General features: G+C 69.8%; 27 protein-coding genes and 1 tRNA gene. 17 read left to right on the forward strand and 11 right to left on the reverse strand.

What is annotated here, in order from left to right:
* The first annotated feature begins 227 nt into the window (after positions 1–227).
* The 5 genes from L8951_RS06685 (at position 228) to hslU (ending at position 4106) form a co-directional block, all read left to right on the forward strand.
* A complete protein-coding gene (locus L8951_RS06685) occupies positions 228–485 on the forward strand; it encodes a hypothetical protein (RefSeq protein ID WP_244382219.1) in 258 nt (85 codons plus the stop codon).
* A gap of 45 nt (positions 486–530) precedes the next feature.
* Complete coding sequence (locus L8951_RS06690) at positions 531–1475, forward strand: alpha/beta hydrolase (RefSeq protein ID WP_244382220.1); 945 nt, start codon at positions 531–533, stop codon at positions 1473–1475.
* Positions 1476–1642: 167 nt separating this feature from the next.
* Positions 1643–2185, forward strand: coding sequence for an ATP-dependent protease subunit HslV (gene hslV, locus L8951_RS06695; RefSeq protein ID WP_244382221.1), 543 nt, complete (start codon positions 1643–1645; stop codon positions 2183–2185).
* An 11-nt stretch (positions 2186–2196) separates the two neighbouring features.
* On the forward strand, positions 2197–2751 hold the full coding sequence (locus tag L8951_RS06700) for a GNAT family N-acetyltransferase (protein WP_244382222.1): 555 nt from the start codon (positions 2197–2199) through the stop codon (positions 2749–2751).
* 32 nt (positions 2752–2783) lie between these two features.
* The gene (hslU, locus tag L8951_RS06705) at positions 2784–4106 is read left to right on the forward strand and encodes an ATP-dependent protease ATPase subunit HslU (RefSeq protein WP_244382223.1); all 1323 of its coding nucleotides are present in this window, start codon (positions 2784–2786) and stop codon (positions 4104–4106) included.
* Here the strand turns inward: hslU and L8951_RS06710 are convergent.
* Positions 4103–4822: a TIGR02117 family protein gene (locus L8951_RS06710; protein WP_244382224.1), complete on the reverse strand. Its 720-nt coding sequence runs from the start codon at positions 4820–4822 to the stop codon at positions 4103–4105. The genes hslU and L8951_RS06710 overlap by 4 nt on opposite strands.
* 186 nt (positions 4823–5008) lie before the next feature.
* Positions 5009–5085, reverse strand: a tRNA-Pro gene (locus L8951_RS06715).
* Positions 5086–5272: 187 nt separating this feature from the next.
* Between L8951_RS06715 and yajC the strand changes: the two genes are divergently transcribed.
* Genes yajC through ligA form a run of 8 tightly spaced genes read left to right on the forward strand, consistent with a single transcriptional unit; the run spans position 5273 to position 13848 of the window.
* A complete protein-coding gene (gene yajC, locus L8951_RS06720; RefSeq protein ID WP_244382225.1) occupies positions 5273–5599 on the forward strand; it encodes a preprotein translocase subunit YajC in 327 nt (108 codons plus the stop codon).
* A 10-nt stretch (positions 5600–5609) separates the two neighbouring features.
* Positions 5610–7241: a protein translocase subunit SecD gene (secD, locus tag L8951_RS06725; RefSeq protein WP_244382226.1), complete on the forward strand. Its 1632-nt coding sequence runs from the start codon at positions 5610–5612 to the stop codon at positions 7239–7241.
* Positions 7242–7259: 18 nt separating this feature from the next.
* Positions 7260–8222, forward strand: a complete 963-nt coding sequence (gene secF, locus L8951_RS06730) for a protein translocase subunit SecF (protein ID WP_244382227.1) — start codon at positions 7260–7262, stop codon at positions 8220–8222.
* Between the two features lie 54 nt (positions 8223–8276).
* On the forward strand, positions 8277–9059 hold the full coding sequence (locus tag L8951_RS06735) for an outer membrane protein assembly factor BamD (RefSeq protein WP_244382228.1): 783 nt from the start codon (positions 8277–8279) through the stop codon (positions 9057–9059).
* 6 nt (positions 9060–9065) lie between these two features.
* Positions 9066–10718 (forward strand): DNA repair protein RecN, encoded by a 1653-nt coding sequence (gene recN, locus L8951_RS06740; RefSeq protein WP_244382229.1) that lies wholly within the window; start codon positions 9066–9068, stop codon positions 10716–10718.
* 22 nt (positions 10719–10740) lie between these two features.
* On the forward strand, positions 10741–11475 hold the full coding sequence (locus tag L8951_RS06745) for a dienelactone hydrolase family protein (RefSeq protein ID WP_244382230.1): 735 nt from the start codon (positions 10741–10743) through the stop codon (positions 11473–11475).
* Positions 11472–11813, forward strand: coding sequence for a hypothetical protein (locus L8951_RS06750; RefSeq protein ID WP_244382231.1), 342 nt, complete (start codon positions 11472–11474; stop codon positions 11811–11813). The genes L8951_RS06745 and L8951_RS06750 overlap by 4 nt, the downstream gene beginning before the upstream one ends.
* The gene (gene ligA, locus L8951_RS06755) at positions 11806–13848 is read left to right on the forward strand and encodes an NAD-dependent DNA ligase LigA (RefSeq protein WP_244382232.1); all 2043 of its coding nucleotides are present in this window, start codon (positions 11806–11808) and stop codon (positions 13846–13848) included. The genes L8951_RS06750 and ligA overlap by 8 nt, the downstream gene beginning before the upstream one ends.
* Here ligA and L8951_RS06760 read toward each other — a convergent pair.
* From L8951_RS06760 to L8951_RS06785, 6 genes are all read right to left on the reverse strand, one after another.
* Complete coding sequence (locus L8951_RS06760; protein ID WP_244382233.1) at positions 13845–14360, reverse strand: septal ring lytic transglycosylase RlpA family protein; 516 nt, start codon at positions 14358–14360, stop codon at positions 13845–13847. The two genes, ligA and L8951_RS06760, sit on opposite strands and share 4 nt — an antisense overlap.
* Positions 14361–14452: 92 nt before the next feature.
* Positions 14453–15343 carry a 50S ribosomal protein L11 methyltransferase gene (locus L8951_RS06765; protein WP_244382234.1) on the reverse strand — a complete coding sequence of 297 codons (891 nt, stop codon included), beginning with the start codon at positions 15341–15343 and terminating at the stop codon, positions 14453–14455.
* Entirely contained in the window at positions 15340–16290 is a 951-nt protein-coding gene (gene bla, locus L8951_RS06770; protein ID WP_244382235.1) for a subclass B3 metallo-beta-lactamase, read from the reverse strand. The genes L8951_RS06765 and bla overlap by 4 nt, the downstream gene beginning before the upstream one ends.
* A complete protein-coding gene (locus L8951_RS06775; RefSeq protein WP_244382236.1) occupies positions 16280–16990 on the reverse strand; it encodes an SDR family NAD(P)-dependent oxidoreductase in 711 nt (236 codons plus the stop codon). The genes bla and L8951_RS06775 overlap by 11 nt, the downstream gene beginning before the upstream one ends.
* Before the next feature lie 53 nt (positions 16991–17043).
* Complete coding sequence (locus tag L8951_RS06780) at positions 17044–18348, reverse strand: methyl-accepting chemotaxis protein (protein WP_244382237.1); 1305 nt, start codon at positions 18346–18348, stop codon at positions 17044–17046.
* Between the two features lie 22 nt (positions 18349–18370).
* The gene (locus L8951_RS06785; protein ID WP_244382238.1) at positions 18371–19717 is read right to left on the reverse strand and encodes a methyl-accepting chemotaxis protein; all 1347 of its coding nucleotides are present in this window, start codon (positions 19715–19717) and stop codon (positions 18371–18373) included.
* Between the two features lie 156 nt (positions 19718–19873).
* On the opposite strand from L8951_RS06785, the gene sdhC reads away from it, so the two are divergent.
* The 4 genes from sdhC (at position 19874) to L8951_RS06805 (ending at position 23448) form a co-directional block, all read left to right on the forward strand.
* The gene (sdhC, locus tag L8951_RS06790) at positions 19874–20266 is read left to right on the forward strand and encodes a succinate dehydrogenase, cytochrome b556 subunit (protein WP_244382239.1); all 393 of its coding nucleotides are present in this window, start codon (positions 19874–19876) and stop codon (positions 20264–20266) included.
* The gene (gene sdhD, locus L8951_RS06795; protein WP_244382240.1) at positions 20266–20655 is read left to right on the forward strand and encodes a succinate dehydrogenase, hydrophobic membrane anchor protein; all 390 of its coding nucleotides are present in this window, start codon (positions 20266–20268) and stop codon (positions 20653–20655) included. Before sdhC ends, sdhD begins: the two co-directional genes overlap by 1 nt.
* 6 nt (positions 20656–20661) lie before the next feature.
* Positions 20662–22461, forward strand: coding sequence for a succinate dehydrogenase flavoprotein subunit (gene sdhA / locus L8951_RS06800; protein WP_244382241.1), 1800 nt, complete (start codon positions 20662–20664; stop codon positions 22459–22461).
* A gap of 111 nt (positions 22462–22572) precedes the next feature.
* Positions 22573–23448 (forward strand): LOG family protein, encoded by an 876-nt coding sequence (locus L8951_RS06805; RefSeq protein WP_244382242.1) that lies wholly within the window; start codon positions 22573–22575, stop codon positions 23446–23448.
* A 25-nt stretch (positions 23449–23473) separates the two neighbouring features.
* Here L8951_RS06805 and L8951_RS06810 read toward each other — a convergent pair whose 3' ends face one another.
* The 3 genes from L8951_RS06810 to L8951_RS06820 are packed head-to-tail and all read right to left on the reverse strand — an operon-like array spanning position 23474 to position 25723.
* Positions 23474–23938 carry a DUF1801 domain-containing protein gene (locus L8951_RS06810; protein ID WP_244382243.1) on the reverse strand — a complete coding sequence of 155 codons (465 nt, stop codon included), beginning with the start codon at positions 23936–23938 and terminating at the stop codon, positions 23474–23476.
* A gap of 1 nt (position 23939) precedes the next feature.
* Positions 23940–24644 (reverse strand): c-type cytochrome, encoded by a 705-nt coding sequence (locus L8951_RS06815; protein ID WP_244382244.1) that lies wholly within the window; start codon positions 24642–24644, stop codon positions 23940–23942.
* Positions 24645–24697: 53 nt separating this feature from the next.
* Positions 24698–25723, reverse strand: coding sequence for an A/G-specific adenine glycosylase (locus tag L8951_RS06820; RefSeq protein ID WP_244382245.1), 1026 nt, complete (start codon positions 25721–25723; stop codon positions 24698–24700).
* Between the last annotated feature and the right edge of the window lie 4 nt (positions 25724–25727).

Here is a 25727-nt window from a genome sequence, read left to right on the forward strand (position 1 = left end):
CGCTGCTCGCGCTGCTGCTCGCGCCGCTCGCCTGCCAGCAGCGCGCGCGGCCGCCGGGCGCGCCGCGGTCGACACTATCGCGGCGCATGCGGGAGAACAGCTGGCGGGCGAAGCGCTCGGCCGCCGCAACCGGGAGGAGATCGACCATGCCCAAGGGGCCGAGGCGCCGGTGGGCGCCGCTGTGTCTGGTGCCGGGCTTGACAGCCTGTGTCGCCGCGCCGCCTATCGTGACGACGAACGCTGCCGATTGCGCGGCGCTGGTGCCCGCTGAATGGCGCGAGGGGGTCGCGGGCGCCACGCTCCCCCCCGAGGCGGCGAGCGTGGGCGACTGGATCGTCTTCGCCGACGCGCAGACCGGGCGGCTCGACCGCGCCAACGCGCGCACCCGCGACACGCTCGCCATCGTCGAGACCTGCGAGGCGCGGCACGCCGAGGCGCTCGCGCGAGCGCGACGGCGGGGATGGTTCGCGCGGCTCGGGCTGTGAGCCGGATTGTCGCGCCGCGCGGCGCTTGCTAGGCTCGATAGCGATATGAAACTGGAACTGTCCCGTCCGGTGCGGCCGCCCGTCTCGCCGCAGGCCCGCCGCCGGGCGCGACGCTGGGCGCGCCGGCTCGCGGTGGCGGGCGAGACCTCGCTCTACGCGCTCGAGAAAGTCGGGATCTCGCCGATCGCCATGTTCGACCGGCTGAGCCGGTGGCGCGAGCCCAAGGACGCGGCGCGGCGGGTCGCGCGCGGCGTCACCTATGGCGCGCACCGGCGGCAGAAGCTCGACGTCTACCTGCCGGTGCGGCGGGGCAGCGCGCCCCTGCCGATCCTGCTGTTCTTCTACGGGGGCGGCTGGGTGAAGGGCGAGCGCGGCGAGTTCGGCTGGGTCGCGCGGGCGATGGCGGCGCGGGGCTATATGGTGGTGCTGCCCGACTACCGGCTCGCCCCCCAATATCGCTTCCCCGCCTTCATCGAGGATGGCGCGCTGGCGGTGAAATGGGCGCTCGACCATGGCGGCGAACTGGGCGGCGATCCCGCGCGGCTCGCGCTGGCCGGGCATAGCGCGGGGGGGCACCTGGCGGGCATCCTCAGCCTCGATCCGCGCTATCTCGCCGCCGCCGGGGTGGCGCCGGAGGCGATCAGGGCGGCGGCGCTGATCTCGGCGCCGACCAACTTCCTGCCCTTCGTCGACCCGCGCGCGATCGCCGCGCTCGGGCGGCACCGGCCCGAGCACGAGACCCAGCCCTATCACCTCGCGCACGGGGCGGCGCCGCCGCTCCTGCTTCTCCACGGGACCGCCGACATCATCGTGCGCGCGCGCAACGCGCAGCAACTGCATCGCAAGGTGCTGGCGGCCGGCGGCGAGGCGGAAATGAAGCTCTATCGCGGGCTGACCCATTCGGACCCGATCAAGGCGTTCAGCCCGATCGTCGACAAGGCCGATATCGCGGGCGATCTCGACGCTTTCCTGAAAGCGCGGCTGGGCTGATCGCGCATGCCCGATGGCGACCGAGGCGATTCCCAACCGCCGGGGGGCCGCTAGGGCGGGCGCGAGGACGGGCGCGCGGGACGTCACGATCGGCTCGGGGGCTTCAAGGCAAGCCCGCGCGCGCCGCCGACTTGAAATCGGGGCGGCTTGTCCCCCACATGGCAGGCATGAGCGATACACCCAGGTTTCACGGCACCACCATCATCGGCGTCAAGCGCGGCGGCACCACCGTCGTCGCGGGTGACGGGCAGGTGTCGCTCGGCAATACGGTGATGAAGCCCAATGCCATCAAGGTCCGCCGCCTCGGGCGCGAGGGCAAGGTGGTGGGGGGCTTTGCCGGCGCCACTGCCGATGCCTTCACGCTGTTCGAGCGGCTCGAGAAAAAGCTCGAGGCGCATTCGGGCAAGCTGATGCGCGCGGCGGTCGAGCTGGCCAAGGACTGGCGCACCGACAAGTATCTCAGGAACCTCGAGGCGATGATGATCGTCGCCGATGCCGATACGATGCTGATCGTCACCGGCAATGGCGACGTGTTGGAGCCCGAGGGCGGGATCGCGGCGATCGGGTCGGGGGGCAATTATGCGCTCGCGGCGGCGCGCGCGCTGTCGGATTACGAGAAGGACGCCGAGAAGCTGGCGCGCAAGGCGATGCAGATCGCCGCCGAGGTGTGCGTCTTCACCAACGACAACGTCACGCTCGAGCGGGTCTGACCGGGGGCGGGGTGGGCGCGCGCTTCACCCACCGGCTGGCGCGCGACGACGACCGCCCCGCGCTCGCGGCGCTGATGCGGCTGGCGATCGACCGGCTGCAGGCGGGTGTGCTCACCCCCGCGCAGATCGCGGCGAGCCACGAGATCATGGGGATCGACCGGCAGCTGATCGCCGATCGCACCTATTTCTGCCTGTTCGCGGGGCCGCAGCTGGTCGGCTGTGGCGGGTGGAGCGCGCGGCGCACGCTGTTCGGGGGCGATCACAGCCTCGCGCAGCGCGCCCCCGAGCGGCTCGACCCCGCGACCGAGCCCGCGCGGATCCGCGCGATGTACACCCACCCCGACCATGCCCGCCGGGGCGTCGGCAGCCGGATCCTCGCGCTTAGCGAGGCAGCGGCGCGGGGCGCGGGGTTCGAGGCCGCCGAGCTGATGGCGACGCGCGCCGGCGAACCCTTCTACGCGGCCGCGGGCTATCGCGTCATCGAACGCACCGCGCATCGCGGCGCCAACGGCGCGCTCGTGCCGCTGGTGCGGATGGGCAAGCGGCTCGAGCGCGCGCCCGCTTGAAGCGCCACCGTCCAGCCCCCACCTTCGCCGCCATGACCGAACATATTCCCATCACCAAGTCGCAGCCGCTCACCCCCAAGGCGATCGTCGCCGCCCTCGATGAGCATATCATCGGCCAGCGGGACGCGAAGAAGGCGGTCGCGGTCGCGCTGCGCAATCGCTGGCGGCGCCAGCAGCTCGGCCCCGAGCTGCGCGCCGAGGTGACCCCCAAGAACATCCTGATGATCGGCCCGACGGGGTGCGGCAAGACCGAGATCAGCCGCCGCCTCGCCAAGCTCGCCGACGCGCCCTTCATCAAGGTCGAGGCGACCAAGTTCACCGAGGTCGGCTATGTCGGGCGCGACGTCGAGCAGATCGCGCGCGACCTCGTCGAGGAAGCGGTGCGATTGGAGCGCGACCGCCGCCGCCGCAAGGTCAAGCGCGCCGCCGAGGACGCGGCGATGGAACGGCTGCTCGACGCGCTCACCGGCAAGGACAGCTCGCAGGCGACCCGCGCCTCCTTCGCCGAACGCTTCCGCGACGGCAGCCTCGACGCCGCCGAGGTCGAGATCGACGTGGTCGAGGCGCCCTCGACCCCGTTCGACATCCCCGGGCAGGGCGGGATCGGGATGATCAACCTGTCCGACATGATGAAGGGGCTGGGCGGGCAGCTACCGCGCAAGAAGCGCAAGCTGAAGGTGCCCGCCGCCTACGACCGGCTGGTCGAGGAGGAGGCCGACAAGCGACTGGACGACGACGACGTCAACCGCGCCGCGCTGGAGGATGCGGAGGCCAATGGCATCGTCTTCCTTGACGAGATCGACAAGATCGCGGTGAGCGACGTGCGCGGCGGCTCGGTCAGCCGCGAGGGCGTCCAGCGCGACCTGCTGCCGCTGATCGAGGGGACGACGGTGGCGACCAAGTACGGGCCCTTGAAGACCGACCATATCCTGTTCATCGCGAGCGGCGCCTTCCACGTCGCCAAACCCTCCGACATGCTGCCCGAACTGCAGGGGCGGCTGCCGATCCGGGTCGAGCTGCGCGCGCTGACCAAGGAGGATTTCGTCGCCATCCTCAAGGACACGCGCGCCAGCCTGACCGACCAGTATCGCGCCCTGATGGGGACCGAGGATGTCGCGGTCGACTTCACCGACGAGGGCATCGAGGCGCTCGCGCGGATCGCCGCCGAGGTCAACGAGAGCGTCGAGAATATCGGCGCACGGCGCTTGCAGACGGTGATGGAGAAGCTGCTCGAGGACGTGAGCTTCGAGGCCGAGGACCGCAAGGGCGAGACGGTGGTGGTCGATGCCGCCTTCGTCGAGGCGCAATTGAAGGACATCGCCGGCGACAGCGACCTGTCGCGCTACGTCCTCTAGGGGACGGGCGCCTCGGGCGGGCGGTAGCGCCATGGCAGCCCCTTGGAAAAGGGGGACCACAGCGAGCTTTCGACCCCCGCGATGCGCAGGCGGTCGGCGACCCACTGGTTGCAGGTGGCGACAAGGTTGAAGCCGCCCTTGGCCTCGTAAAAGGCGTCGGAAGCGAAATAGCCCGGGGTGTCGAGCCGTTGCGGCCAGCCGTCGGCGCCGAGGTCGAAGCTCTGCCGCACCGCCTGCCACAGCCGCCGGTATTCGACCGGGCGCAGGCGCAATTCGGCGGCGGCGAAACGCGCCGGGTCGGTGACATATTGGACGTGCATCACGCGGTCGCCCGCGACCAGCGCGCGCACCGCGGTGGCGGGGCGCAGGTCGGCCCAGCGCTCGGCCTCGGTATAGATGCCGCGGTCGCCCGAGCCGATCATCACCCAGTCCGCGCGGGCCCACGCCGGTTCGGCGAGGTCGGCGGCCGGGAAATAGGGCGCCCAGCTGAGCCCGCCCGCCTCGACCGGGAAGACGAGGTCGAGGTGGATGCCGTTGTCGACGAGGTAGACGGTGATGCCCTCGTCGGGTTCGCGCCAGTCGGCGTTGACCGGGACGAGGCTGCCGAGCGCGGCGAGCCCGAGGTAGAGCGCGAGCGGGGCAAGCAGGAACGCGGCGATCCGGCGCGGCCAGCCTGCCTTCCCTCGCTTGGTCGAAGTGCGCTTGCGCCTGGTCACTAGAGCTCCCCCGTCGCCCCGGCGTGCGGCGGGGGCCCATGGCGGCTGGGTAGCAGGGCGGTCGCTATTTGTCTCGGCAGGGCGCGAGTGCGGCGTGCCGTTCGGATCGCCATCGCCCGGCTCATCGTTGCAAGAGCGGGAAAGAGCCGCGCCGCGGCTTTTCCCGTCTCGCTCTTGAGAAAAAGATGGTCGGGGAGACAGGATTCGAACCTGCGACCCCCACACCCCCAGTGTGATGCGCTACCAGGCTGCGCTACTCCCCGACCGGCCCGCGACCGTTTGGGTCGCCGCGGGACGGACGGGCCTCTAGCCCGGGATGCCGTCCCATGCAAGCGCCTCTGGCAAATAGTTTGTTCGCATGATAGGCGCCCCGCTGACTTGAAAAACGGGGGGCGGGTTCCGACCATAAGCGGATCGCTGCATCCCGACAGCCGAACAAGAGACGAATCCATGATCCACTTCCTCGCCGCCGCTGCCGCCGAACCCTCGGGCGCGGTCGCTTTCTTCTTCCAGCTTTTCCCGCTCCTCCTCATCTTCATCATCTTCTGGTTCCTGCTGATCCGTCCGCAGCAGAGGAAGATGCGCGACCACCAGGCGCAGATCGCCGCGGTCAAGAAGGGCGACCGCGTCGTCACCGGCGGCGGGCTGATCGGCAAGGTGACCAAGGTCACCGACGACGAGGTCGAGATCGACCTTGGCGGCGGCAACAAGGTGCGCAGCGTCAAGTCGATGCTCGCCAGCGTGACCGACAAGACCGCCAAGCCGGCCAACGACTAGGACCCCGACCATGCTCGAATTCGCGCGCTGGAAGGTCTGGGCGGTGTGGGCGATCATCGCCGCCGGCATCGTCCTGTCGATCCCGAGCATCCTGTCCGAGGAACAGCTCGAATCCTATCCCGACTTCCTGCCGCAGAGCCGGATCAGCCTCGGGCTCGACCTCGCGGGCGGGTCTTACCTCCTGCTCGAGGCCGACGAGGGCGACCTCGCCAAGCAGCGGCTCACCGCGCAGGAAGAGAATGTCCAGACCGAGCTGCGGGGTGATCCGCGCGTGCGGATCGGCGATGTGTCGACCGCCGACGGGCGGCTCTCGTTCATGGTGCGCGATCCCGCCCAGCTCGACGAGGCGGTCGAGCGCCTGCGCGCGATGACCCAGCCGGTCGGGCTGACCGGGCAGCGCGACTGGAACGTGTCGGTCGAGGATTCGACGCGGATCGTGCTGACCCCCACGGCAGAGGGCGAGCTGCGCGCGATCGAGGACGCGGTGACGGTCGCGCGCGACGTCGTGCGCCGCCGCATCGACCCGTCGGGCACGCGCGAGGTGACGGTCCGCACGCAAGGGTCGAACCGCGTGCTGGTGCAGGTCCCCGGGGTCGAGGACCCCGAAGCGCTGAAGGCGCTGATCGGGCGCACCGCCCGGCTCGAGTTCAAGCTCGTCGACCTCGAGGCCAATCCCGCCCAGCTCAACGCCGGGCGTGCCCCCGTGGGCAGCGAGATCGCGCCCTATCCCGACGCCCCGCTCGGCCTTCCCTTCGTCGGCTATTCGACCGCAGACGGCGTGCCGGTGATCGCGCTCAAGCGCCGCGTCATCGTCTCGGGCGACCAGCTCGCCAATGCGCAGCAGAGCTTCGACCAGGACGGCAACCCCGTCGTCAGCCTCACCTTCAACAGCCAGGGCGCGCGGCGCTTCGGGCGGGTGACGCAGGAAAATGTGCAAAAGCCCTTCGCCATGCTGCTCGACGGCGCGGTGCTCTCGGCGCCCAACATCAACGAGCCGATCCTCGGCGGGCAGGCGCAGATCAGCGGCAATTTCACCGTCGACAGCGCCAACGATCTCGCGATCGCGCTGTCCTCGGGCAAGCTGCCGGTCAAGCTCGACGTGGTCGAGGAGCGCACCGTGTCGGCCGACCTCGGCAAGGATTCGATCGAGAAGGGCGCGGTGGCCGCACTGGTCGCCACGCTCGCGGTGCTGCTCTACATGCTGGCGACCTACGGGCGCTTCGGCGTCTATGCCAACATGGCGCTGATCATCAACGCGTTCATGATCCTCGCCGCGATGGCGGTGTTCAACGCCACGCTGACGCTGCCCGGGATCGCGGGCTTCGTGCTCACCATCGGCGCCGCGGTCGACGCCAACGTGCTGATCAACGAGCGCATCCGCGAGGAATTGCGCCGCGGGCGCAAGGTCCTCGACGCGATCAAGCATGGCTATGACGAGGCCTCGACCGCGATCTTCGATGCCAATATCACCAACACCATCGCCGCCGCGATCATGTTCTATTTCGGTTCGGGGCCGATCCGCGGGTTCGCGGTCGTGCTCCTGATCGGGATCGTGACCTCGGTGTGGACCGCGGTGACCTTCACCCGGATGATGGTCACGCTGTGGGTGCGCAAGGCGCGTCCCAAGACGATCGCCGTCTAGGGAGCGCGGGAAACCATCATGAAACTCATCAAGCTTGTCCCCGACAACACCAACATCGACTTCATGCGCTTTCGCAAGATCGCCATCGCGCTCACGATGGCGCTGGCGATCGCCGGGTTCGTGCTCACCGGCGTGCGCGGGCTCAACCTCGGCATCGACTTCGTCGGCGGCCAGTCGGTGCAGGCCGATTTCGCCCAGCCGGTCGAGATCGAGGAGCTGCGCGGCAAGGTGAACGGGCTCAACCTGGGCGATGCCTCGATCCAGCAGTTCGGCTCGGACACCGCCTATCGCATCCGCCTGCCCAAGCCCGAGGGCGACGAGGCGGCGGCCAATGCGGTGGTGAGCGAGCTGCGCGCCATGCTCGAGGCCGAATATCCCGGCGTCGACGTGGGCTCGGGCGAATCGGTCTCGGGCAACGTGTCCGAGGAACTGGCGATGGACGGCACGCTCAGCCTCGTCTTCGCGATGATCGGTATCGCCGCCTATATCTGGATCCGCTTCGAATGGCAGTTCGGGGTCGGCGCGCTGGTCACGCTGTTCCACGACATCGGACTGCTGCTCGCCTTCTTCTCGATCACCCAGTTGCAGGTCGACCTCAACATCGTCGCCGCCTTCCTCACGGTGGTCGGCTACACGCTCAACGACACCGTGGTCATCTACGACCGTATCCGCGAGAACCTGCGCAAATATCGCAAGATGGGGATCGTCGAGCTGATCAACCTGTCACTGAACGAGACGCTGTCGCGCACCATCACCACCTCGGTGGCGCTGCTGCTGGCGATCGGCGCGCTGCTCCTGTTCGGCCCCGAGGTCATCTTCGGGCTGACGATCGCGATCTTCCTCGGGCTGTTCATCGGCACCTATTCGTCGATCTACGTGTCGGCGCCGCTGCTCGTGTTCCTCGGGGTCACCTCGGACAGCTTCGTTCACGACGAGGACAGCGAAGATCGCCAACGCAGGGACGACGGCGCGGTCGTCTGACACCGCCCTCGCAAAGCCCTTGGCGAGCGATACCCGGAAGGTTAGAGAACAGTCATGTCCATTGGTCCCACCCGCGCGGCGCTGGCCGCTGCCCTCCTCGCCCTTCCCCTGAGCGCCTGCGCCGGCGGCAGCGCGACCGAGGCGGTCGATACCGCCTATGTCGCGCGCGACGTCAACACGCTCTACGCGCTCGGCAAGCAGAGCGCCGACCGCGGCCAATGGTCGCGCGCGGCGGTGGTCTTCGCCGAGGTCGAGCGGCAGCACCCCTATTCGGTGTGGGCGCGGCGGGCGCAGCTGATGAGCGCCTTCTCGCACTACATGGACCGCAACTATCCCGAAGCGGTCTCGGCGGCGCAGCGCTTCCTGTCGATCCACCCGGGCAACAAGGACGCGCCCTACGCCCACTATCTGATCGCGATGAGCTATTATCGCCAGATCGAGGACATCAGCCGCGACCAGAAGATCACCAGCCAGGCGCGCGACGCGTTCGGCGAGCTGATCCGCCGCTATCCCAACAGCCGCTATGCCGCCGACGCGCGGATCAAGGTGGACCTCGTCAACGACCAGCTCGCGGGCAAGGAGATGGAGGTCGGGCGCTTCTATCAGGACAACCGCCGCTGGCTCGCCGCCTCGATCCGCTTTCGCAAGGTGATCGACGATTATCAGACGACGAGCCATGCGCCCGAGGCGCTGCACCGGCTGGTCGAGAGCTATCTCGCGCTCGGCATCCCCGCCGAGGCGCAGAAGGCCGCGGCCACCCTCGGCGCCAATTTTCCCGACAGCAAATGGTATGAGCGCAGCTATCGCCTCATGCAGGACCATCGCCCGCAAGGATAATCCCTGATGCTCAGCCGGCTCGGCATCCGCGACATCGTTCTGGTCGAGCGGCTCGAGCTGGACTTCGCGCCGGGCCTCACCGTGCTCACGGGGGAGACCGGGGCGGGCAAGTCGATCCTGCTCGACGCGCTGGGCCTCGCGCTCGGCGCGCGCGCCGATTCGGCGCTGGTGCGCGAGGGCGCCGAGCGCGCCGAGGCGATCGCCGAGATCGAGCTGCCCGCGGGGCATCCCGCGCTGGCCATGCTCGCGCGCGAAGAGATCGAGGTCGAGCCGGGCGAAGCGCTCATCCTCCAGCGTCGCCTCAAGGCCGATGGCGGCTCGTCGGCCAAGGTCGCGGGCCAGAGCGTGCCCGCCCGCATCGCCCGCGCGCTCGGCGAGACGATGGTCGAGATCCACGGCCAGCACGCCGACCGCGGGCTCTTGGACGCCAAGGCGCATCGCGGACTGCTCGATGCCTTCGGGCAAGTCGACACGCGCGAGGTGGAGGGGGCCTGGTCGCGGTTGTCGGCGCTGCGCCGCGAGCGCGACGAGCTTGCGGCGAAAGCCGAGGCGGCGGCGGCGGACCGCGAATGGCTCGACCATGCGATCGAGGAACTCGACGCGCTCGCCCCCCAGCCGGGGGAGGAAGAGGAACTGGCGGGGCTGCGCCAGCAGATGAAGGATGCGGCGCGGATCGAGGACGACCTGTCGGCGATCGACCCGCTGCTCAACGGCGGCGAGGGGGCGCTGTCGCAGATGCGGCAGGCGGCGCGCGCGTTCGGCCGCGTCCACGAGGTGCACGAGGGGCTGGCGAGCGCGCTTGCGGCGATCGACCGCGCGATCATCGAGGCCGACGAGGCCGAACGGCTGTTCGCCGAGGCGCGCGCCGAACTGGTGCACGACCCGCGCGTGCTCGACGAGGCCGAGGAGCGGCTGTTCGCGCTGCGCGGGGCGGCGCGCAAGCACCGCGTCGATGTCGAGGGGCTAGCGAAATTGCGCGACGAACTGCACGAGCGGCGCAGCGCGATCGAGACGGGGAGCGAGCGATTGAAGGCGCTCGAGGGCGAGATCCTTGCCGCCGAGGCGGTCTATGACGCGGCCGCCGATGCGCTGTCGGGCGCGCGCGAGGCGGCGGCGGCGCGGCTCGACGCGCGGGTCGCCGAGGAACTGGCGCCCTTGAAGCTGGGCGATGCGCGCTTCGTCACCGAGCTTACCCCGAGCGAACCCGGCCCGCACGGCATCGACCGCGTCGAATTCACCATCTCGACCAACCCGGGATCGCCCTTCGGGCCGCTCGGCAAGATCGCGAGCGGCGGCGAATTGTCGCGCTTCCTGCTGGCGATCCGCGTCGCGCTCGCCGAGGTCGGCGGGGCGGGGACGATCATCTTCGACGAGATCGACCGCGGCGTGGGCGGCGCGGTGGCGAGCGCGATCGGCGACCGGCTGGCGCGGCTCGCGCAACAGCACCAGGTGCTGGTGGTCACCCACAGCCCGCAGGTGGCGGCGCGCGGGCAGCATCATTTGCGCATCGCCAAGGCGAGCGAGGGCACGGTCACGCGCACCTCGGTCGAGCTGCTCGGGCCCCACGAGCGGCGCGAGGAGATCGCGCGCATGCTGTCGGGGGCGGCGGTTACCGACGAAGCGCGCGCGGCGGCGGCCAAACTGATGGAAGCGGCCTGAGGGCCCGGCAGGGAGAGAGACGATGAACCGACGCGAGATGAGCCAGACGCACGAGGCCACCGAGCTCCTTCACGAGGTCTTCGACGACGGCAGCGGGATGGCGCGACCCGGGGTCGTCATCCTGCCGAGCTTCGCCAACCGCGGGCCGGTCGAGGTGGCGCATGCCGAACGGCTGGTCGCGCTCGGCTATTCGGTGCTCGCCGCCGACATCTTCGGCAAGGACATGCTCGGGCTCGATGTCGGCAAGGACGAGGACAAGCAGCGCGCCTTCGACACCATGAACGAGAAGATGGAGGACCGCGGCGGCTTCGTGAAGCAGCAGCAGGCGATCCTCGAGTTCGCGCGCGGGCTCGATGTCATCGACGGTGACTGCATCGCGGTGATGGGGTTCTGCTTCGGCGGGCTGTGCACGCTCGACCTTGCGCGCTCGGGCGCCGATTTCCAGGTCGCGGGAAGCTTCCACGGGCTGCTCAAGGTGCCCAATTTCAAGACCGTGAAGATCAAGCCCAAGGTCGCGGTCTTCCACGGCTGGGACGATCCGATGGCGCCCCCCGCCGACGTCGTCGCGCTGGGGCAGGAATTGACCGAGCAGGGGGCGTGCGACTGGCAGGTCCATGCCTATGGCGGGGTCGGCCATGCCTTCACCAACCCGCAGGCGGGCAAGCTCGGGATCGACGGGGTCGCCTTTGACGACAATGCCGCGAGCCGCAGCTGGGACAGCTTCTGCGACCTGCTCGAGGCGACCTTCCGGAAATGAGCGAGGGCCCGCCGCCGGTATGGCAGGTGCGCAGCGCCTACCTGCCCTTGCTCTTCCTCGCGCTGGTGCTGCCGTGGGGGGCGTTCGCGCTGGTGGCGATCACGATGGCGTGGCCGCTGGTCGAGCCGCTCTTCTATTTCTACCTCGTCGTCGCCGGCGCCGTCTTCCTGATCGGCGTGCGGCTGATCCGCGAGAAGCAGACGCCGGGGCTGTTTCGCGCCGCCACCGCGCTCGCGCTCGTCGCGGCGCTGCCCGCGCTGCTGTTCGTCGGCTGGATGGTCGCGACCTCGCCGACCCCGGGGGAGCAGGCGCGCGAACTGGTCGGCGCCGATGGTTGACGTGGCGCGGATGAGCGAGGCCGAGGCGGCCAACCGGCTGATGCGGCTGGCGCGCGAGATCGCCAAGCACGACAGGCTCTATCACGACCGCGACACCCCCGAGATCTCGGACGCCGACTATGACGCGCTGGTCGCCGAGAACCGCGCGATCGAGGCGGCCTTCCCGCAGCTGGTGCGCGACGACAGCCCGTCCAAGCGGGTCGGGCACCTGCCCTCCTCGCCGCTGTCGAAGGTGACGCATGCCAAGCCGATGCTGAGCCTCGACAATGCGTTCGAGGCCGACGACGTGCGCGAGTTTCTCGGCCGCGTGCGGCGCTTCCTCAAGCTCGTTCCCGAGGCGCCCGTCACGCTGACCGCCGAGCCCAAGATCGACGGGCTGTCCTGCTCGCTGCGCTACGAGGGGGGCCGGCTGGTGCTCGCGGCGACGCGCGGCGACGGGAGCGTGGGCGAGGACGTCACCGCCAATGCGCGCACCATCGACGATATCCCCGAGACGGTCGAGGGGGCGCCGCAAGTGCTCGAGGTGCGCGGCGAGGTCTATATGGCGACCGAGGATTTCGCGGCGCTCAACGCGCGGCAGGAGAAAGCGGGCGAAAAGGTCTTCGCCAACCCGCGCAACGCGGCGGCGGGGAGCTTTCGCCAGAAGGATGCAAGCGTCACCAAGGCGCGGCCCTTGCGCTTTTTCGCGCATGGCTGGGGCGAGATCAGCGCGCTGCCGCGCGAGACGCAGAGCGGGATGGTCGACTGGCTGCGCGGGCTCGGCTTCCCGGTCGACCCGATGTTCGTCACCTGCGAGGGCGCCGAGGCGGCGCTCGAGCACTATGACGCGATCCAGGAGGCGCGGCCCGACCTCGGCTACGAGATCGACGGGGTGGTCTACAAGGTCGACCGGCTCGACTGGCAGGAGCGGCTCGGGCAGGTGGCGCGCGCGCCGCGCTGGGCGCTGGCGCACAAGTTCCCCGCCGAACAGGCCGAGACGGTGCTCGAGGCGATCGACATCCAGGTCGGGCGCACGGGCAAGCTGACCCCGGTGGGGCGCTTGAAACCGATCGGGGTGGGGGGCGTGATCGTCTCCAACGTGACGCTGCACAATTTCGACGAGATCGACCGGCTCGGCGTGCGCCCCGGCGACCGGGTGCGCGTCCAGCGCGCGGGCGATGTCATCCCGCAGATCGTGGCCAACTTGTCGGACGCGGCGGGGCGCGATCCCTACCCGCGCCCCGCGACCTGCCCGGTGTGCGACAGCGAGGCGGTGGCCGAGGAAGGCGAGGTCGACATCCGCTGCACGGGCGGGCTGATCTGCCCGGCGCAGCGGTTCGAGCGGCTCAAGCATTTCGTCAGCCGCGGGGCGATGGATATCGACGGGCTGGGCGAGAAGAGCATCGCCGAGTTCCTCGAGCTGGGCTGGATCGAGAAGCCCTCGGACATCTTCGAATTGCACCGGCATCGCGAAGCGCTGCTCAAGCGCGAGGGCTGGAAGGAGACGAGCGTCGACAAGCTGCTCGCCGCGATCGATGCGCGGCGCGGCTTCGATGCGGCGCGCTTCCTGTTCGGGCTCGGCATCCGCCACGTCGGGGCGGTCACCGCGCGCGACCTGATGAAGGCGTTCGGCTCGATCGAGGCGCTACAGGAGGCGGCGCGGGGCGAGACCCCGATCGCCGATCTGACCGCGGTCGACGGGGTCGGCGAGGTGGTGGCGCAGGCGGTGGTCGACTTCTTCCACGAGCCGCACAACCGCGAGGAAGTGGCGAGGCTGATCGCGCGCGCCGCCCCCGCGCCCTATGTCGTCGAGACGGTCGACAGCGACTGGGCGGGCAAGACGATCGTCTTCACGGGCAAGCTCGAAGCCGTGTCGCGCGACGAGGCCAAGGCGCAGGCCGAACGGCTGGGCGCCAAGGCGGCGGGGAGCGTGTCGTCGAAGACCGACCTGCTGGTGGCGGGGCCGGGGGCGGGGTCCAAGCTCAAGAAGGCACAGGAACTCGGCGTGCGGGTGATGAGCGAGGAGGAATGGCTCGCCGAGGTGGCGAAGGCCTAGCCGACCGGTTCGATCGTGACCTTGGCGTGACCGCGGCGGACCATGCCGATTTCCTCGGCGGCGGCGCGCGACAGGTCGATGTCGCGGGCATGGTGGAAGGGACCGCGGTCGTTGATGCGGACCGTGACCGACTTGCCGTTATGCGTGTTGGTGACCTTGACCAGCGTGCCGAAGGGCAGCGTGCGGTGCGCGGCGGTCATCTGCGCGGGGTCGAAGATCTCGCCCGAGGCGGTCGGGCGCCCGGCGAAGCGGCGGCCATAATAGCTCGCGCCGACGATCTCGGGCTCGGGCTCGGCCAGCACCTCGAGGTCGACCGGGGTCTCGGGCAGGTCGGCGGCGGCAGTCTCAATAGCGGGAGCGACCTCGCGCAGGACCACCACCCGATCGGGGCTGAGCGCGGCGGCGACGGGCTGCGCGGGCACGAATGCCGCGCTCCCGGCGAACGCCAGCAGGCCCGCCAGTGCGATGGGTACAGTGGTCCCGAGGTCGATGATCCGCCCTAGTCCGCTCATGGGAGATGCGGACTAGCGTCAAAAAACGAAGGGTCCACCCGTAAACGGGGTTTTTAACTTCGAGTCGTTTCCCGCTTGCGACGAGCTGCGGATCAGGCGGGTCTTTCGAGCCGCAGGACGCGCCATTCACCCGTTCCGCGATCGATACAATCGAGCCCCTGCGCGGTGTAGGCGGCGGCCACGCGGTCGGCCTGGTCGTCGAGCAGCCCCGACAGGATCATCGTCCCCCCGGGCGCAAGCGCGGCGGCGAACCCGGGGGCAAGGTCGATCAGCGGGCCGGCGAGGATGTTGGCGATGAGCAGGTCGAAGGGCTTGGCGTTGGCGATCAGCGGATGGCCGAGCCCGGGGGCGGTGAGCAGCAGGACATGCCCCGCGCCCTCGCCGGTGGGGATATGGTTGCGGCTGGCATTGTCCTCGGCGACCTCGATCGCGACGGGGTCGATGTCCGAGGCGATGATCCGCGCCTCGGGCCAGAGCCGCAGCGCGGCGAAGGCGAGCAGCCCGGTCCCGGTGCCGATATCGGCGATGTTGCTGAACCGGCGGCCCTCGCTGCCGAGCCGGTCGATCGCCTCGAGGCAGCCGGCGGTGGTGGCATGCTGCCCGGTGCCGAAGGCGAGCCCCGCCTCGACGGTGAAATCGACGACGCCCTCGCGCTCGTCGGCGGGGTGGTGCGGGGTGTGGACGTAGAAGCGCCCGGCGCGGATCGGTTCGATCCCGGCCTGGCTCATGGTCACCCAATCCTCCTCGTCGAGATGCTCGACGACCGGCTCGCCGGGGGCGAGGCGGCGCAGGAGGATGAGGTCCTGCGTGCTCGGCTGCTCCTCGAAATAGGCGCGCAGGCGCCATTCGTCGGGCTTGTCCTCGTCGGGCTCGTCGGCGCTCAGCACGGGGGGCGTGTCGTGGAGCGCGAACAGTTCGTCACCGCTGTCGGCGATGCGCTCGGCCTCGGCCTTGGTGCACGGCAGGGTGACGCGCCAGCTCATAGGGTCGGCGCGGCCGCGTCCATCGTGCGCAAGTCGCGCATCTCGCCGGTCTCGCGCGCGAGCCGCTGCTCGAGCTTGTCGCGCTGCGCGCGCGCATAGGCGGCGCAGGCGCCGGGCTCGACGACGCGATCCTCGCCGAAGCGCTCGATCATGTTGCTGGCGCTCGGGTGCGGGGTGAGGAGGATGTCGCAGTCGAGCGCCTCGATACGGTCGAGCGAGGCGCGGAAGGCGTCGAGATAGGCGGGATGGTCGGTGAACCTGTAGGTCTCGCTGCTGACGGGCGAGAGGCTGTCGACATAGGCGATGCGATGGCAGGCCTGCGGACCGCAATCCTCCCACGTCCAGCTCAGCGCGCCGGGGCTGTGGCCCGGGGTCTCGAGCATGCGCACGCGCAGCCCGCCGAGCCCGACCTCCTCGCCGTCGACGAGCAGGTCGTCGACCGCGATCGGGGCATAGCGCTCGTGCATCCCGGCCTGCGGGTCCTCGGGGGCCAGTTGGCCGGCCTCGAGCCAGCGCGCGGCCTCGCCCGAGACCATCCGCGCCTGCGTCATCGCCTTGAGCTTGGCGAGCCCGCCGACATGGTCGTGATGTTCGTGGCTGTGGCTCATCCAGTAGACGTGGCGCAGCGAGAAGCCGAGCGTGCGGATGTTCTCGGCGATGAGGTCGGCGGCGGCGGCGGTGCCGCCGTCGATCAGCATGTGCCCCTCCGCGCTGGTGATGAGCACCGCGCTCACCCCGCAGGTGCCCACGAGATAGCTGTTGCCGTGGACATGGACGGGCGGCGCGGGCTTGTCCCAGTCGTCCCAGTCGGTGCAGGCGGCGGCATAGGCGGCCGGCTCGAACGGGCGCGGCGGCGTCTCGCTGGTGAGCGCGGGGCCGAGGTCGATGGCACAGCCGGCGAGCAGCGCGGGCAGCGCGGCGAGGAGGAAGGGGCGCTTAGCGGACAAAACTGGCTCCGTTGACGTCGAGGATCGCGCCGGTGGCGCTGGCGGGGGCGGTGGTGGCGAGCCAGCGGATGGTCTCGCCGATTTCGGCGGGCTCGGCAACCTTGCCGAGCGGGATGTCGGCGAGCAGCTGCGCGCCGCCGCGGCTGGCGAGATAGTCCTCGGCCATCCCGGTCATGGTAAAGCCGGGGCAGACCGCGAAGGCGAGGATGCCCTCGTGCGCGTAGCCGCGCGCGATCGACTTGGTCATCGCGACCATCCCCGCCTTGGCGGCGGCATAGTGCCAGTGGCGGGGCGAATCGCCGCGATAGGCGGCGCGGCTTGCGACGTTGACGATGCGGCCCGGCGCGTCCTCGGGGCGGCTGCGGAAATGGGCGATGGCGAGGCGGCACAGGTCGGCGCTGGCCTGCAGGTTGACCTGCAGGGTGCGCCCCCAGGCGGCGTGCCAGTCGGCGTCGCTGGCATTGTCGTCGACGGCCTCGAACACGCCCGCGTTGTTGACGAGCACGTCGATCCGCTGGTCGAGCGCGGCGAACGCCTCTTCCCACAATCGGCGCGGCGCGGCGGGATCGGTGAAGTCGGCGGCGAGGAGGTCGCCCCCGCCGCTGGTCGAGGAGCCGATGACGCGGTGGCCCTCGGCGCGCAGCGCGTCGAGGGCGGCCTTGCCGATGCCGCGGCTCGCGCCGGTGATCAGGATATGCATGCGCTTCCCCTAGCGCGGCCGGGCCGCGCGCGCAAAGCGGGTCGCGGCGCGGCTCAGGCGGCCGAGACGTTGAGCGCGAATTCCTCCGAGGCCGAGGAGAAGTGCTCGATCTGCTGCGTGAAGTCGTCGAAATCGGAGCGCACCGCGCCGATCGAACCGGCGACCAGTTCGGTCTCGCCGCGGATCGAGGCGATGGTCGAGCTCATCGAATCGGCGGCGAGCGCGGTCTCGTCGACCGCGGCGGTGATCGTCGTCACGGTCTGCGCCTGCTGCTCCATCGCCTCGCGGATGCGCTCGGCGCTGGCCTGCACCTCGCCGACCGTCTGGCGAATCGCCGCGTTGGAGGCGACGGTCTGCCCGGTCGCCTCGGTGATCGCGCCGATCTTGGCGGCGATGTCGTCGGTCGCGCGCGCGGTCTGGTTGGCGAGGCTCTTGACCTCCTGTGCGACGACCGCGAAGCCGCGCCCCGCATCGCCCGCGCGCGCCGCCTCGATGGTGGCGTTCAAGGCGAGCAAGTTGGTCTGGCCGGCGATGTCGCGGATGAGCCCGAGGATTTCCTCGATCGAGGAGACGTGGAGCTTGAGCGCGTCTGAAGTGGCGACCGCCTTGTGCGCCTCGTCGCCCGCGCGAGCGGCGATGTCGGCGGAGGTCTCGACCTCGAGCCGCGCGTCCTCGATCGCGCGGATCAGCCCGGCGGCGGTCTGCGCCGCCTCGCGCATCGCGGCGGCCGACTGCTCGGCGGCGGCGGCGACCTCGCTGGTCTTGCCGAGCATGCCGCTGGCGCTCTTGGCGCTCTCGTCGGCGCGGCCGAGCATGCCCTTGGCCTTGCTCGCCGCGGTGGCCGAAATCTGCTTCACCTTGCGCTGGAACAGGCGGCTGTGGACCGAGCGTTCCTCGGCTGCCTCGCGCGCCTCGCACACCGCGACCTGCGCGAGGATGATGTCGGCCGAGTAGAGCATGGTGGTCAGCACCGCATCGCACAGCCGGCCAATCATCGCGGGATCGCTCGCGAACTTGCGCCGGGCGGCGGCCATGATCGCCATCGTCATGCGGCTGCGCTTCACGTTCCACTGCGGGATTGCCACTTCCTCGCCGAACAGCCCGATGCCGATCTGGGCGACGTCGCGGATCCATTGGTCGCCGAGCGCCTGGTCGAACAGCCGACGCACGAAATCCTCGCCGCGGGCGCCCAATTCGGCGCGCGCGGCGGCGATCAGTTCCTCTTCCAGCGCGGGCCAGATCTCGGGGTGCGCGGCAACGAACTCCTCGTTGCTGAGATAGGCCTCGACGCGCGCCGCGACCTGTTGGTCGCTGATCGGCCGGAGCGCCTTCATCTTGCGTTGCGAAATCTCGGTCATGGCCCCTCTTCTCGTGCCCGGTCTAGACGGCGAAACGCGATACGAACTGCTGGGTGGTCTCGCGGAAGTCGCTGATCTGGTCGTTGAAGCGCGCGAACCCTTCCTCGACCCCGTCGAAATCCTTGGCGACGGTCTCGGTGTCGGCGCGGATCGTGGCGATGGTCGAGCTCATCGAATCGGCGGCCAGCGCGGTCTCGTCGACCGCGGCGGTGATCGTGGTCACGGTCTGCGCCTGCTGCTCCATCGCCTCGCGGATGCGGTCGGCCGATTTCTGCACGTCCTCGACGGTGGCGCGGATCGAGGCGTTGGTGTCGACCGTCTTCTTGGTCGATTCGGTGATGCCCGCGATCTTCGCGGCGATGTCGTCGGTCGCGCGCGCGGTCTGGTTGGCGAGGCTCTTGACCTCCTGAGCGACGACCGCGAAGCCGCGCCCCGCATCGCCCGCGCGCGCCGCCTCGATGGTGGCGTTGAGCGCGAGCAGGTTGGTCTGGCCGGCGATGTCGCGGATCAGCCCGAGGATCGATTCGATCGCCTCGACATGCCCCGACAGCGCTTCCGACACCTGCACCGCCTCGGTGGCCTGGCTGCCCGCACGGTTGGCGACGTCGGCGGCGGTCTCGACCTCGTTGCGCGCATCCTCGATGGCGCGGATCAGCCCGGCGGCGGTCTGCGCCGCCTCGCGCATCGCGACCGCGCTCTGTTCGGCGGCGGCGGCGACCTCGCTGGTCTTGCCGAGCATGCCGCGCGCGCTCGCGGCCGAGACGGTGGCGCGTTCGCGCAGCGAGCGGCTCTCGGCCGAGCAGCGCTCGACCACGCCGAGCACCTTGTCGTTGAATTCGCCCGCCTGCCGCGACTGCACCAGTTCGGCCTCGGCGCGGGTGATCGAGATGGCGTGGTGGATGAAACAGTCGATCTCGAGCGCCTGCAGGTCGGACAGCGTGCGCGCGAAGGCGACCGTCTGTTCCTCGCTGATCGCGGCCGCGCGGATCGCCACGAACGCGGCCTCGGTCTGGGCGGCGACCGCGGCGAGCAGCGTCGACAGGCTGATCCCGTTGGCCAGCGAATCCTCGACGAAGTCGCGGCTCTGCTCGATCCAGCCCGAATCCTCGAGGTTCTGGAACTTGCGGCGGATATAGGGCGCGATGTCCTGCGCCAGCTTCTCGATGCGCGTCGCCGAGAAGTCGCCGCTGACCTCGGGCGAGCGGGCGTAGCGGCGCCAGAATTCGCGCGCCATTTCCTGCTCGACCCCCTCGACCGCCTCGTAGAGCATGCGCGCCCGGTGCGGGAGGTCGCCCGAAAGGTCGTACATGGAGAGCCCGCGGCTCACATCATAGTCGGCGTCGACCTGCTGCTGGATCACCTTGTTCATGCTCGTCTTGTCGTCCTTGCGCACAGTGGGTTTCAGGCTGTGCACCCGGCTTACGGCCGAAGTGGTTAAGAGCGGGTTAGCCGGTGCGCCGCCTTGCCATGTATTTGCGCATTCCCTATCGGGTGAGCGCTTGAATTTCCTGATGTGAGGAATTGGATGAACGCGCCCTCCTCGCGGCCCTTGTCGCCGCACCTGTCGATCTATCGCTGGCAGCCGCACATGCTGGTCTCGATCCTGCACCGGATCACCGGCGCGGGGCTGACCACCGTCGGGCTCGCCGTGCTGGCCTGGTGGCTGGTGGCGCTGGCCTCGGGGGCCGAAGCCTATGCCGCCTTCGAGGGGGCGATGGGCTCGCTCCCCGGCCAGCTCGTGCTGGTGGGGCTGAGCTGGGCCTTCTTCCAGCACCTGTTCTCGGGGCTGCGCCACCTCGTCCTCGACATGGGGGCGGGCTATGAACTCAAGGTCAACCGCTTCTGGGCGGTGATGACGATCGCCGCCTCGGTCTTTGCCACCGCGCTGCTGTGGGCGGTCCTGAAGGGGGTGATCTGATGGGACGCGGGAAAAGCGCTTCGCCGCTCGCCAAGGTGCGCGGGCTCGGTTCGGCGGGCGAGGGCGGCGAGCATTGGCTCTACGAACGCTTCACCAGCGTCGCGCTGGTGCTGCTCGCGGGCTGGTTCCTCGCCTCGCTCGTGATGCTGCCCGACTTCTCGCAGCCGACGCTGGTCGAATGGCTCGCGAGCCCGATGGGGGCGGTGCCGATGGCGCTGTTCGTCATCACCAGCTTCGCGCACGGGCTCGACGGGCTCAAGGTGGTCGTCGACGACTATGTCCATGAAGAAGGCAGCCGGATCGGCTGGCACTTCGTCCTCACCATCCTCGCCATCGCCGGCGCGAGCTTCGCGCTGTTCAGCCTCGCGACCATCGCCTTCGGAGCTTAGACCCCCATGTCCGCTTACAAGATCATCGACCATATCTATGACGTCGTCGTCGTCGGCGCGGGCGGCTCGGGGCTGCGCGCCACGATGGGCGCGGCCGAAAAGGGCCTCAAGACCGCCTGCGTGACCAAGGTCTTCCCGACGCGCAGCCATACCGTCGCCGCGCAGGGCGGGATCGCCGCGAGCCTCGGCAACATGGGCCCCGACCACTGGACCTGGCACATGTACGACACCGTCAAGGGGTCGGACTGGCTGGGCGACCAGGACGCGATCGAATATCTGTGCCGCGAGGCGCCGGCGGCGGTCTACGAGCTCGAGCATGCGGGCATGCCGTTCAGCCGCACCGAGGAAGGCAAGATCTACCAGCGCGCCTTCGGCGGCATGACGCAGAACATGGGCGAGGGCCCGGCGGCGCAGCGCACCTGCGCGGCGGCCGACCGCACCGGCCATGCGATGCTGCACACGCTCTACCAGCAGAGCCTCAAATATGACGCCGACTTCTTCATCGAATATTTCGCGCTCGACCTGATCATGGAAGACGGCGAGTGCCGCGGGCTCATCGCCCTGTGCCTCGACGATGGCACCATCCATCGCTTCCGCGCGCAGGCGGTGGTGCTGGCGACCGGCGGCTATGGGCGCTGCTATTATTCCGCCACCTCGGCGCACACCTGCACGGGCGATGGCAATGCGATGGTGCTGCGCGCAGGCCTGCCGCTCCAAGACATGGAGTTCGTCCAGTTCCACCCGACCGGCATCTATGGCGCGGGCGTGCTCATCACCGAGGGCGCGCGCGGCGAGGGCGGCTATCTCACCAACGCCGAGGGCGAGCGCTTCATGGAGCGCTATGCGCCGAGCGCGAAGGACCTTGCCAGCCGCGACGTCGTCTCGCGCTCGATGGCGATGGAGATCCGCGAGGGTCGCGGCGTGGGCGAGGAGGGGGACCATATCTTCCTCCACCTCGACCATATCGATCCCGACATCCTCGCCGAGCGGCTGCCGGGGATCACCGAGACCGCCAAGATCTTCGCGGGGGTCGACCTCACCCGCCAGCCGATCCCGGTGGTGCCGACGGTGCACTACAACATGGGCGGCATCCCGACCAACTATCATGGCGAGGTCGTCACGCTGAAGGACGGCAACCCCGACCATGTCGTGCCCGGCCTGTTCGCGGTGGGCGAGGCGGCGTGCGTCAGCGTCCACGGCGCCAACCGCCTCGGCTCGAACAGCCTCATCGACCTCGTGGTCTTCGGGCGCGCGGCGGGGCACCGCCTCGCCGAGGTGGTCAAGGCCAATGGCGCGCAGCCCAAGCTCAAGGATGACGCCGCCGATCTCGCGCTGGCGCGGCTCGACCACTTCCGCCACGCCGACGGCGGCACGCGCACCGCGGACCTTCGCCTCAAGATGCAGAAGACCATGCAGTCGGACTGCGCGGTGTTCCGCACCGAGGAGCTGCTCGCGGGCGGGGTGAAGAAGATCGACGCGATCTACGAGGGCATGACCGACGTGTCGGTCGCCGATCGCGGGCTGATCTGGAACTCGGACCTCGTCGAGACGCTCGAGCTCGACAATCTGCTCGTCCAGTCGAAGGCGACCATCGGGCTGGCCTCGAACCGCAAGGAAAGCCGTGGCGCGCACATGCACGAGGACTATCCCGATCGCGACGATGCCAACTGGATGAAGCACAGCCTCATCTGGGTCGACGGCTGGGGCGGCAAGGGCGGCCAGACCACCATCGATTACCGCCCGGTCCACGAATATACGCTGACCGACGAGGTCGGCTATATCGAGCCGAAGAAGCGGGTCTACTAAGAGACCGCGCCGGCGAATCGAAAAGGGCGCTCCGGGAGACCGGGGCGCCTTTTTTGCGGGGGGTTAGCGCGAATATGGCTTTTGCCGCGGCGAGCCGCTAAGTCCGCCTCCATGAGTGACAAACATACGCCGCGGGACCCGATCTTCCCGTCCTCCAAGACCGACGCCGCCGCGGCCGCGACGATCCCCTCGAGCCCGCAGACCGAGAGCGAGGCGTACAAGCTCGCCTTCCAGGACCATGCGCTGATGCTGCGCGACGAGCTGCGGCCGGTGCGCCTCCAGCTCGAGCTATTGAAGCCCGAACTGCTGATGCAGGAAGCCAAGATCGCCTCGACCTTCGTGATGTACGGCTCGGCGCGCGTGCCCGAGCCCTCGAAGGCCGAGCAGAAGCTGGCCGCCGCCAAGACCGATTACGACAAGAAGGTCGCGCAGCGGCTGGTCGCCAAGTCCAAATATTATGACGAGGCGCGCAAGCTGGCGCGGATCGCCTCGACCTTCCCGGTCGACGAGGACGGGCAGCGCCACTTCGTCGTCACCTCGGGCGGCGGTCCGAGCTACATGGAAGCGGCCAATCGCGGCGCGCACGACGAGGGCAAGGAATCGATCGGGCTCAACATCACGCTGCCGCACGAGCAACTGCCCAACGAATATATCACCCCCGACCTCAGCTTCCAGTTCCACTATTTCGCGCTGCGCAAGATGCACTTCCTGATCCGCGCGCGCGCGGTGGCGGTGTTCCCGGGGGGCTACGGCACCTTCGATGAACTGTTCGAGCTGCTGACGCTGGTGCAGACGGGCAAGGTTCACCCGCTGCCGATCCTCGTCTTCGGCAAGGAGGAGTTCTGGGACCGGGTGCTCGACCTCGAGGCGCTCGCGCTCGAAGGCACGATCTCGAAGGGCGACCTCGACCTCATCACCTGGGTCGAGACCGCCGAGGAGGCGTGGGCCGAGGTGTGCAAGACCTACGACGCCTGCTTCCACCCCTAGCCGGTCGGCGCGGCGGCGGCGCGGCTCAGCAGCGCCCGCCCGCCGCGCGCGCCGCCGCGGCGGCGGCGACGAAGTTGGCGGGCGCGAGGTCGATCTCGCGCGCCACCGCGTCCCACGGCACGTCGTCGGGATCGCGGAAGCGGATGCACGACTTGCCCATGTCGAGCCGCTTGCCCGCGGCCTCGAAGGCGGCGGCGAGCCGCTGCTTTCGCGCCTCGCTCAGATAGGCGCACATCAGGTAGAGCCCGAAATGGCGCTTCTGCGCGGCGAGCGCGGCGAACATCAGCGGCTTGCCGTTGTAGGTCGGGCCCGAGATCGCGAGCGGCACCTCGAAGGTGGGGAAGCCCCAGGTCATGGCTTCGTCATAGCCCTCGGGCACGATCGCCCGCAGACGCGAAAGCGCGCCGCGAAAGGGTTCGCGGCGCGCTTCGTCGATGGTCTCGACATAGGCGTCGACGTCCGCGGCAGCGCGGTCGCCGGCGCGGGCCATGCTAGTTGGCGTCGGGGACGTCCACCCCGCCTTGCGAGCCGGTGCCCTCGACCGCGTTCTCGGTCAGGTCGTCGGCGGTGTCGCTGTCCTGCGCCAGCTGGAGCTCGCCTTCGGCCGAGGCTTCCTCGGCGTCGGCCACCGCGTCGTCCATCGCCGGCGGGGGCGGCACCGCGATGCCGCTGCCCAGCGTGTTGAGATAGAGCATGACGTCGGCGCGATCCTGCGGGTTGCCGAGCCCGGCGAAGGTCATCTTGTTGCCGGGGGCAAAGCCGCGCGGGCTCTGCAGCCAGGCCGACATGTTGTCCCAGCCCCAGTTGCCCTCGAGCCCGGCGAGCGTGTCCGAATAGGCAAAGCCCGGCTTGGCGGCGATGTCGGCGCCCATGATGTCGTAGAGGTTGGGGCCGACCTTGTTGGCGCCGCCCGCGGTCACGGTGTGGCAGGCGCTGCACTTCTTGAAGACATTCTCGCCGCGGGTCGCGTCGGCGCTGGCGAGGAAGAAGGCGATCGGCTGTTCGGCCTCCTGTTCGCCGCCGGCGGCGAGCGAGGCTTCCTTGACGTAGGGCGGGCAATAGCCGTCGCTGGCGTCATCCGAGCAGCTCTCGACCTCCTGCGCGTGGAAGACTTCGCTGACGACGAGCGTCGAGCCGAGCGCGATGATACCGGCGAAAAGCACCCAGCCGGCGATCGTGTTGTTGCGGTCCTGCATGATATCCCCAGAAAATTTTCTTGCACGCCCTTTAGGGCGGTGGGGCGAAGCTTTCAAGGCAGGAGGGAGGGCGCCCCGCGCGCCGCGTCGAAAGCGGCGAGCGCCTTGACGTAGAGCGTCGGCAGCCCCGCCTGCGCGAGCCGGTCGCGCGGCTGCCACCAGCCCTCGACGTCGCGCGGCGGTTCGGGGCGCGATTCGACCGCCAGCGTGAGCGCGAAATGGGTGAAGACATGGCGGATGGCCGCCGCCGCCGCCGCCGGCGCGGGGGGCGCGCCGTCGCGCCACGCGCTGCCCGGGAGCGCCGCCATCCCCCCGAGCACGCCCTTTTCGGGGCGCCGGACGAGGAAGATCGCGCCATCGCGTTCGATCACGAAGGCGGTGCCGTGGCGCTCGGGGCGCGCCTTGCGCGGGGGGCGGGGCGGGATGCTCGCGGGATCGCCGCCGGCATGCGCGGCGCACGTGTCGGCCAGCGGGCAGGCGGCGCAGTCGGGCGTGCGGGGGCGGCAGATGGTGGCGCCGAGGTCCATCAGCGCCTGCGCCATCGCGCCCGCGTCGACCCCCTCGTAGAAGAAGGCCGCGCGCTCGCGGATCTCGGCGCGCGCGTCCTTCACCGGGCGACGAATCGCGAAATAGCGCGCGACCACGCGCTCGACATTGGTGTCGACCACCACCGCCTCGCGCCCGAAGGCGATGGCGGCGACGGCGGCGGCGGTATAGTCGCCGATCCCGGGCAGCGCGCGCAGGCCGGCCTCGCTGTCGGGAAAGCCGCCGCGCCCGGCGACCGCCACCGCGCAGGCGTGGAGGTTGCGCGCGCGAGCGTAATAGCCGAGCCCCGCCCACTGGCCGAGCACCTCCTCGAGCGGGGCGGCGGCCATCGCCTCGACCGTCGGCCAGCGGGCGAGGAAGGCGTCGAAGCGGGGGGCGACGGTGGCCACGGTGGTCTGCTGGAGCATGACCTCGGAGAGCCAGACGTGATAGGGGTCGGGCGCCGCTTTGGCGCCGGGAGGGGTGCGCCACGGCAGGTCGCGCGCATGGGCGCGATAATGTTCAAGCAATTGCTGGCGCGGGCTTTTTCGCATCGCC

It is taken from the genome of Sphingomicrobium astaxanthinifaciens (assembly GCF_022865105.1).
Taxonomy (GTDB): Bacteria; Pseudomonadota; Alphaproteobacteria; order Sphingomonadales; family Sphingomonadaceae; genus Sphingomicrobium; species Sphingomicrobium astaxanthinifaciens.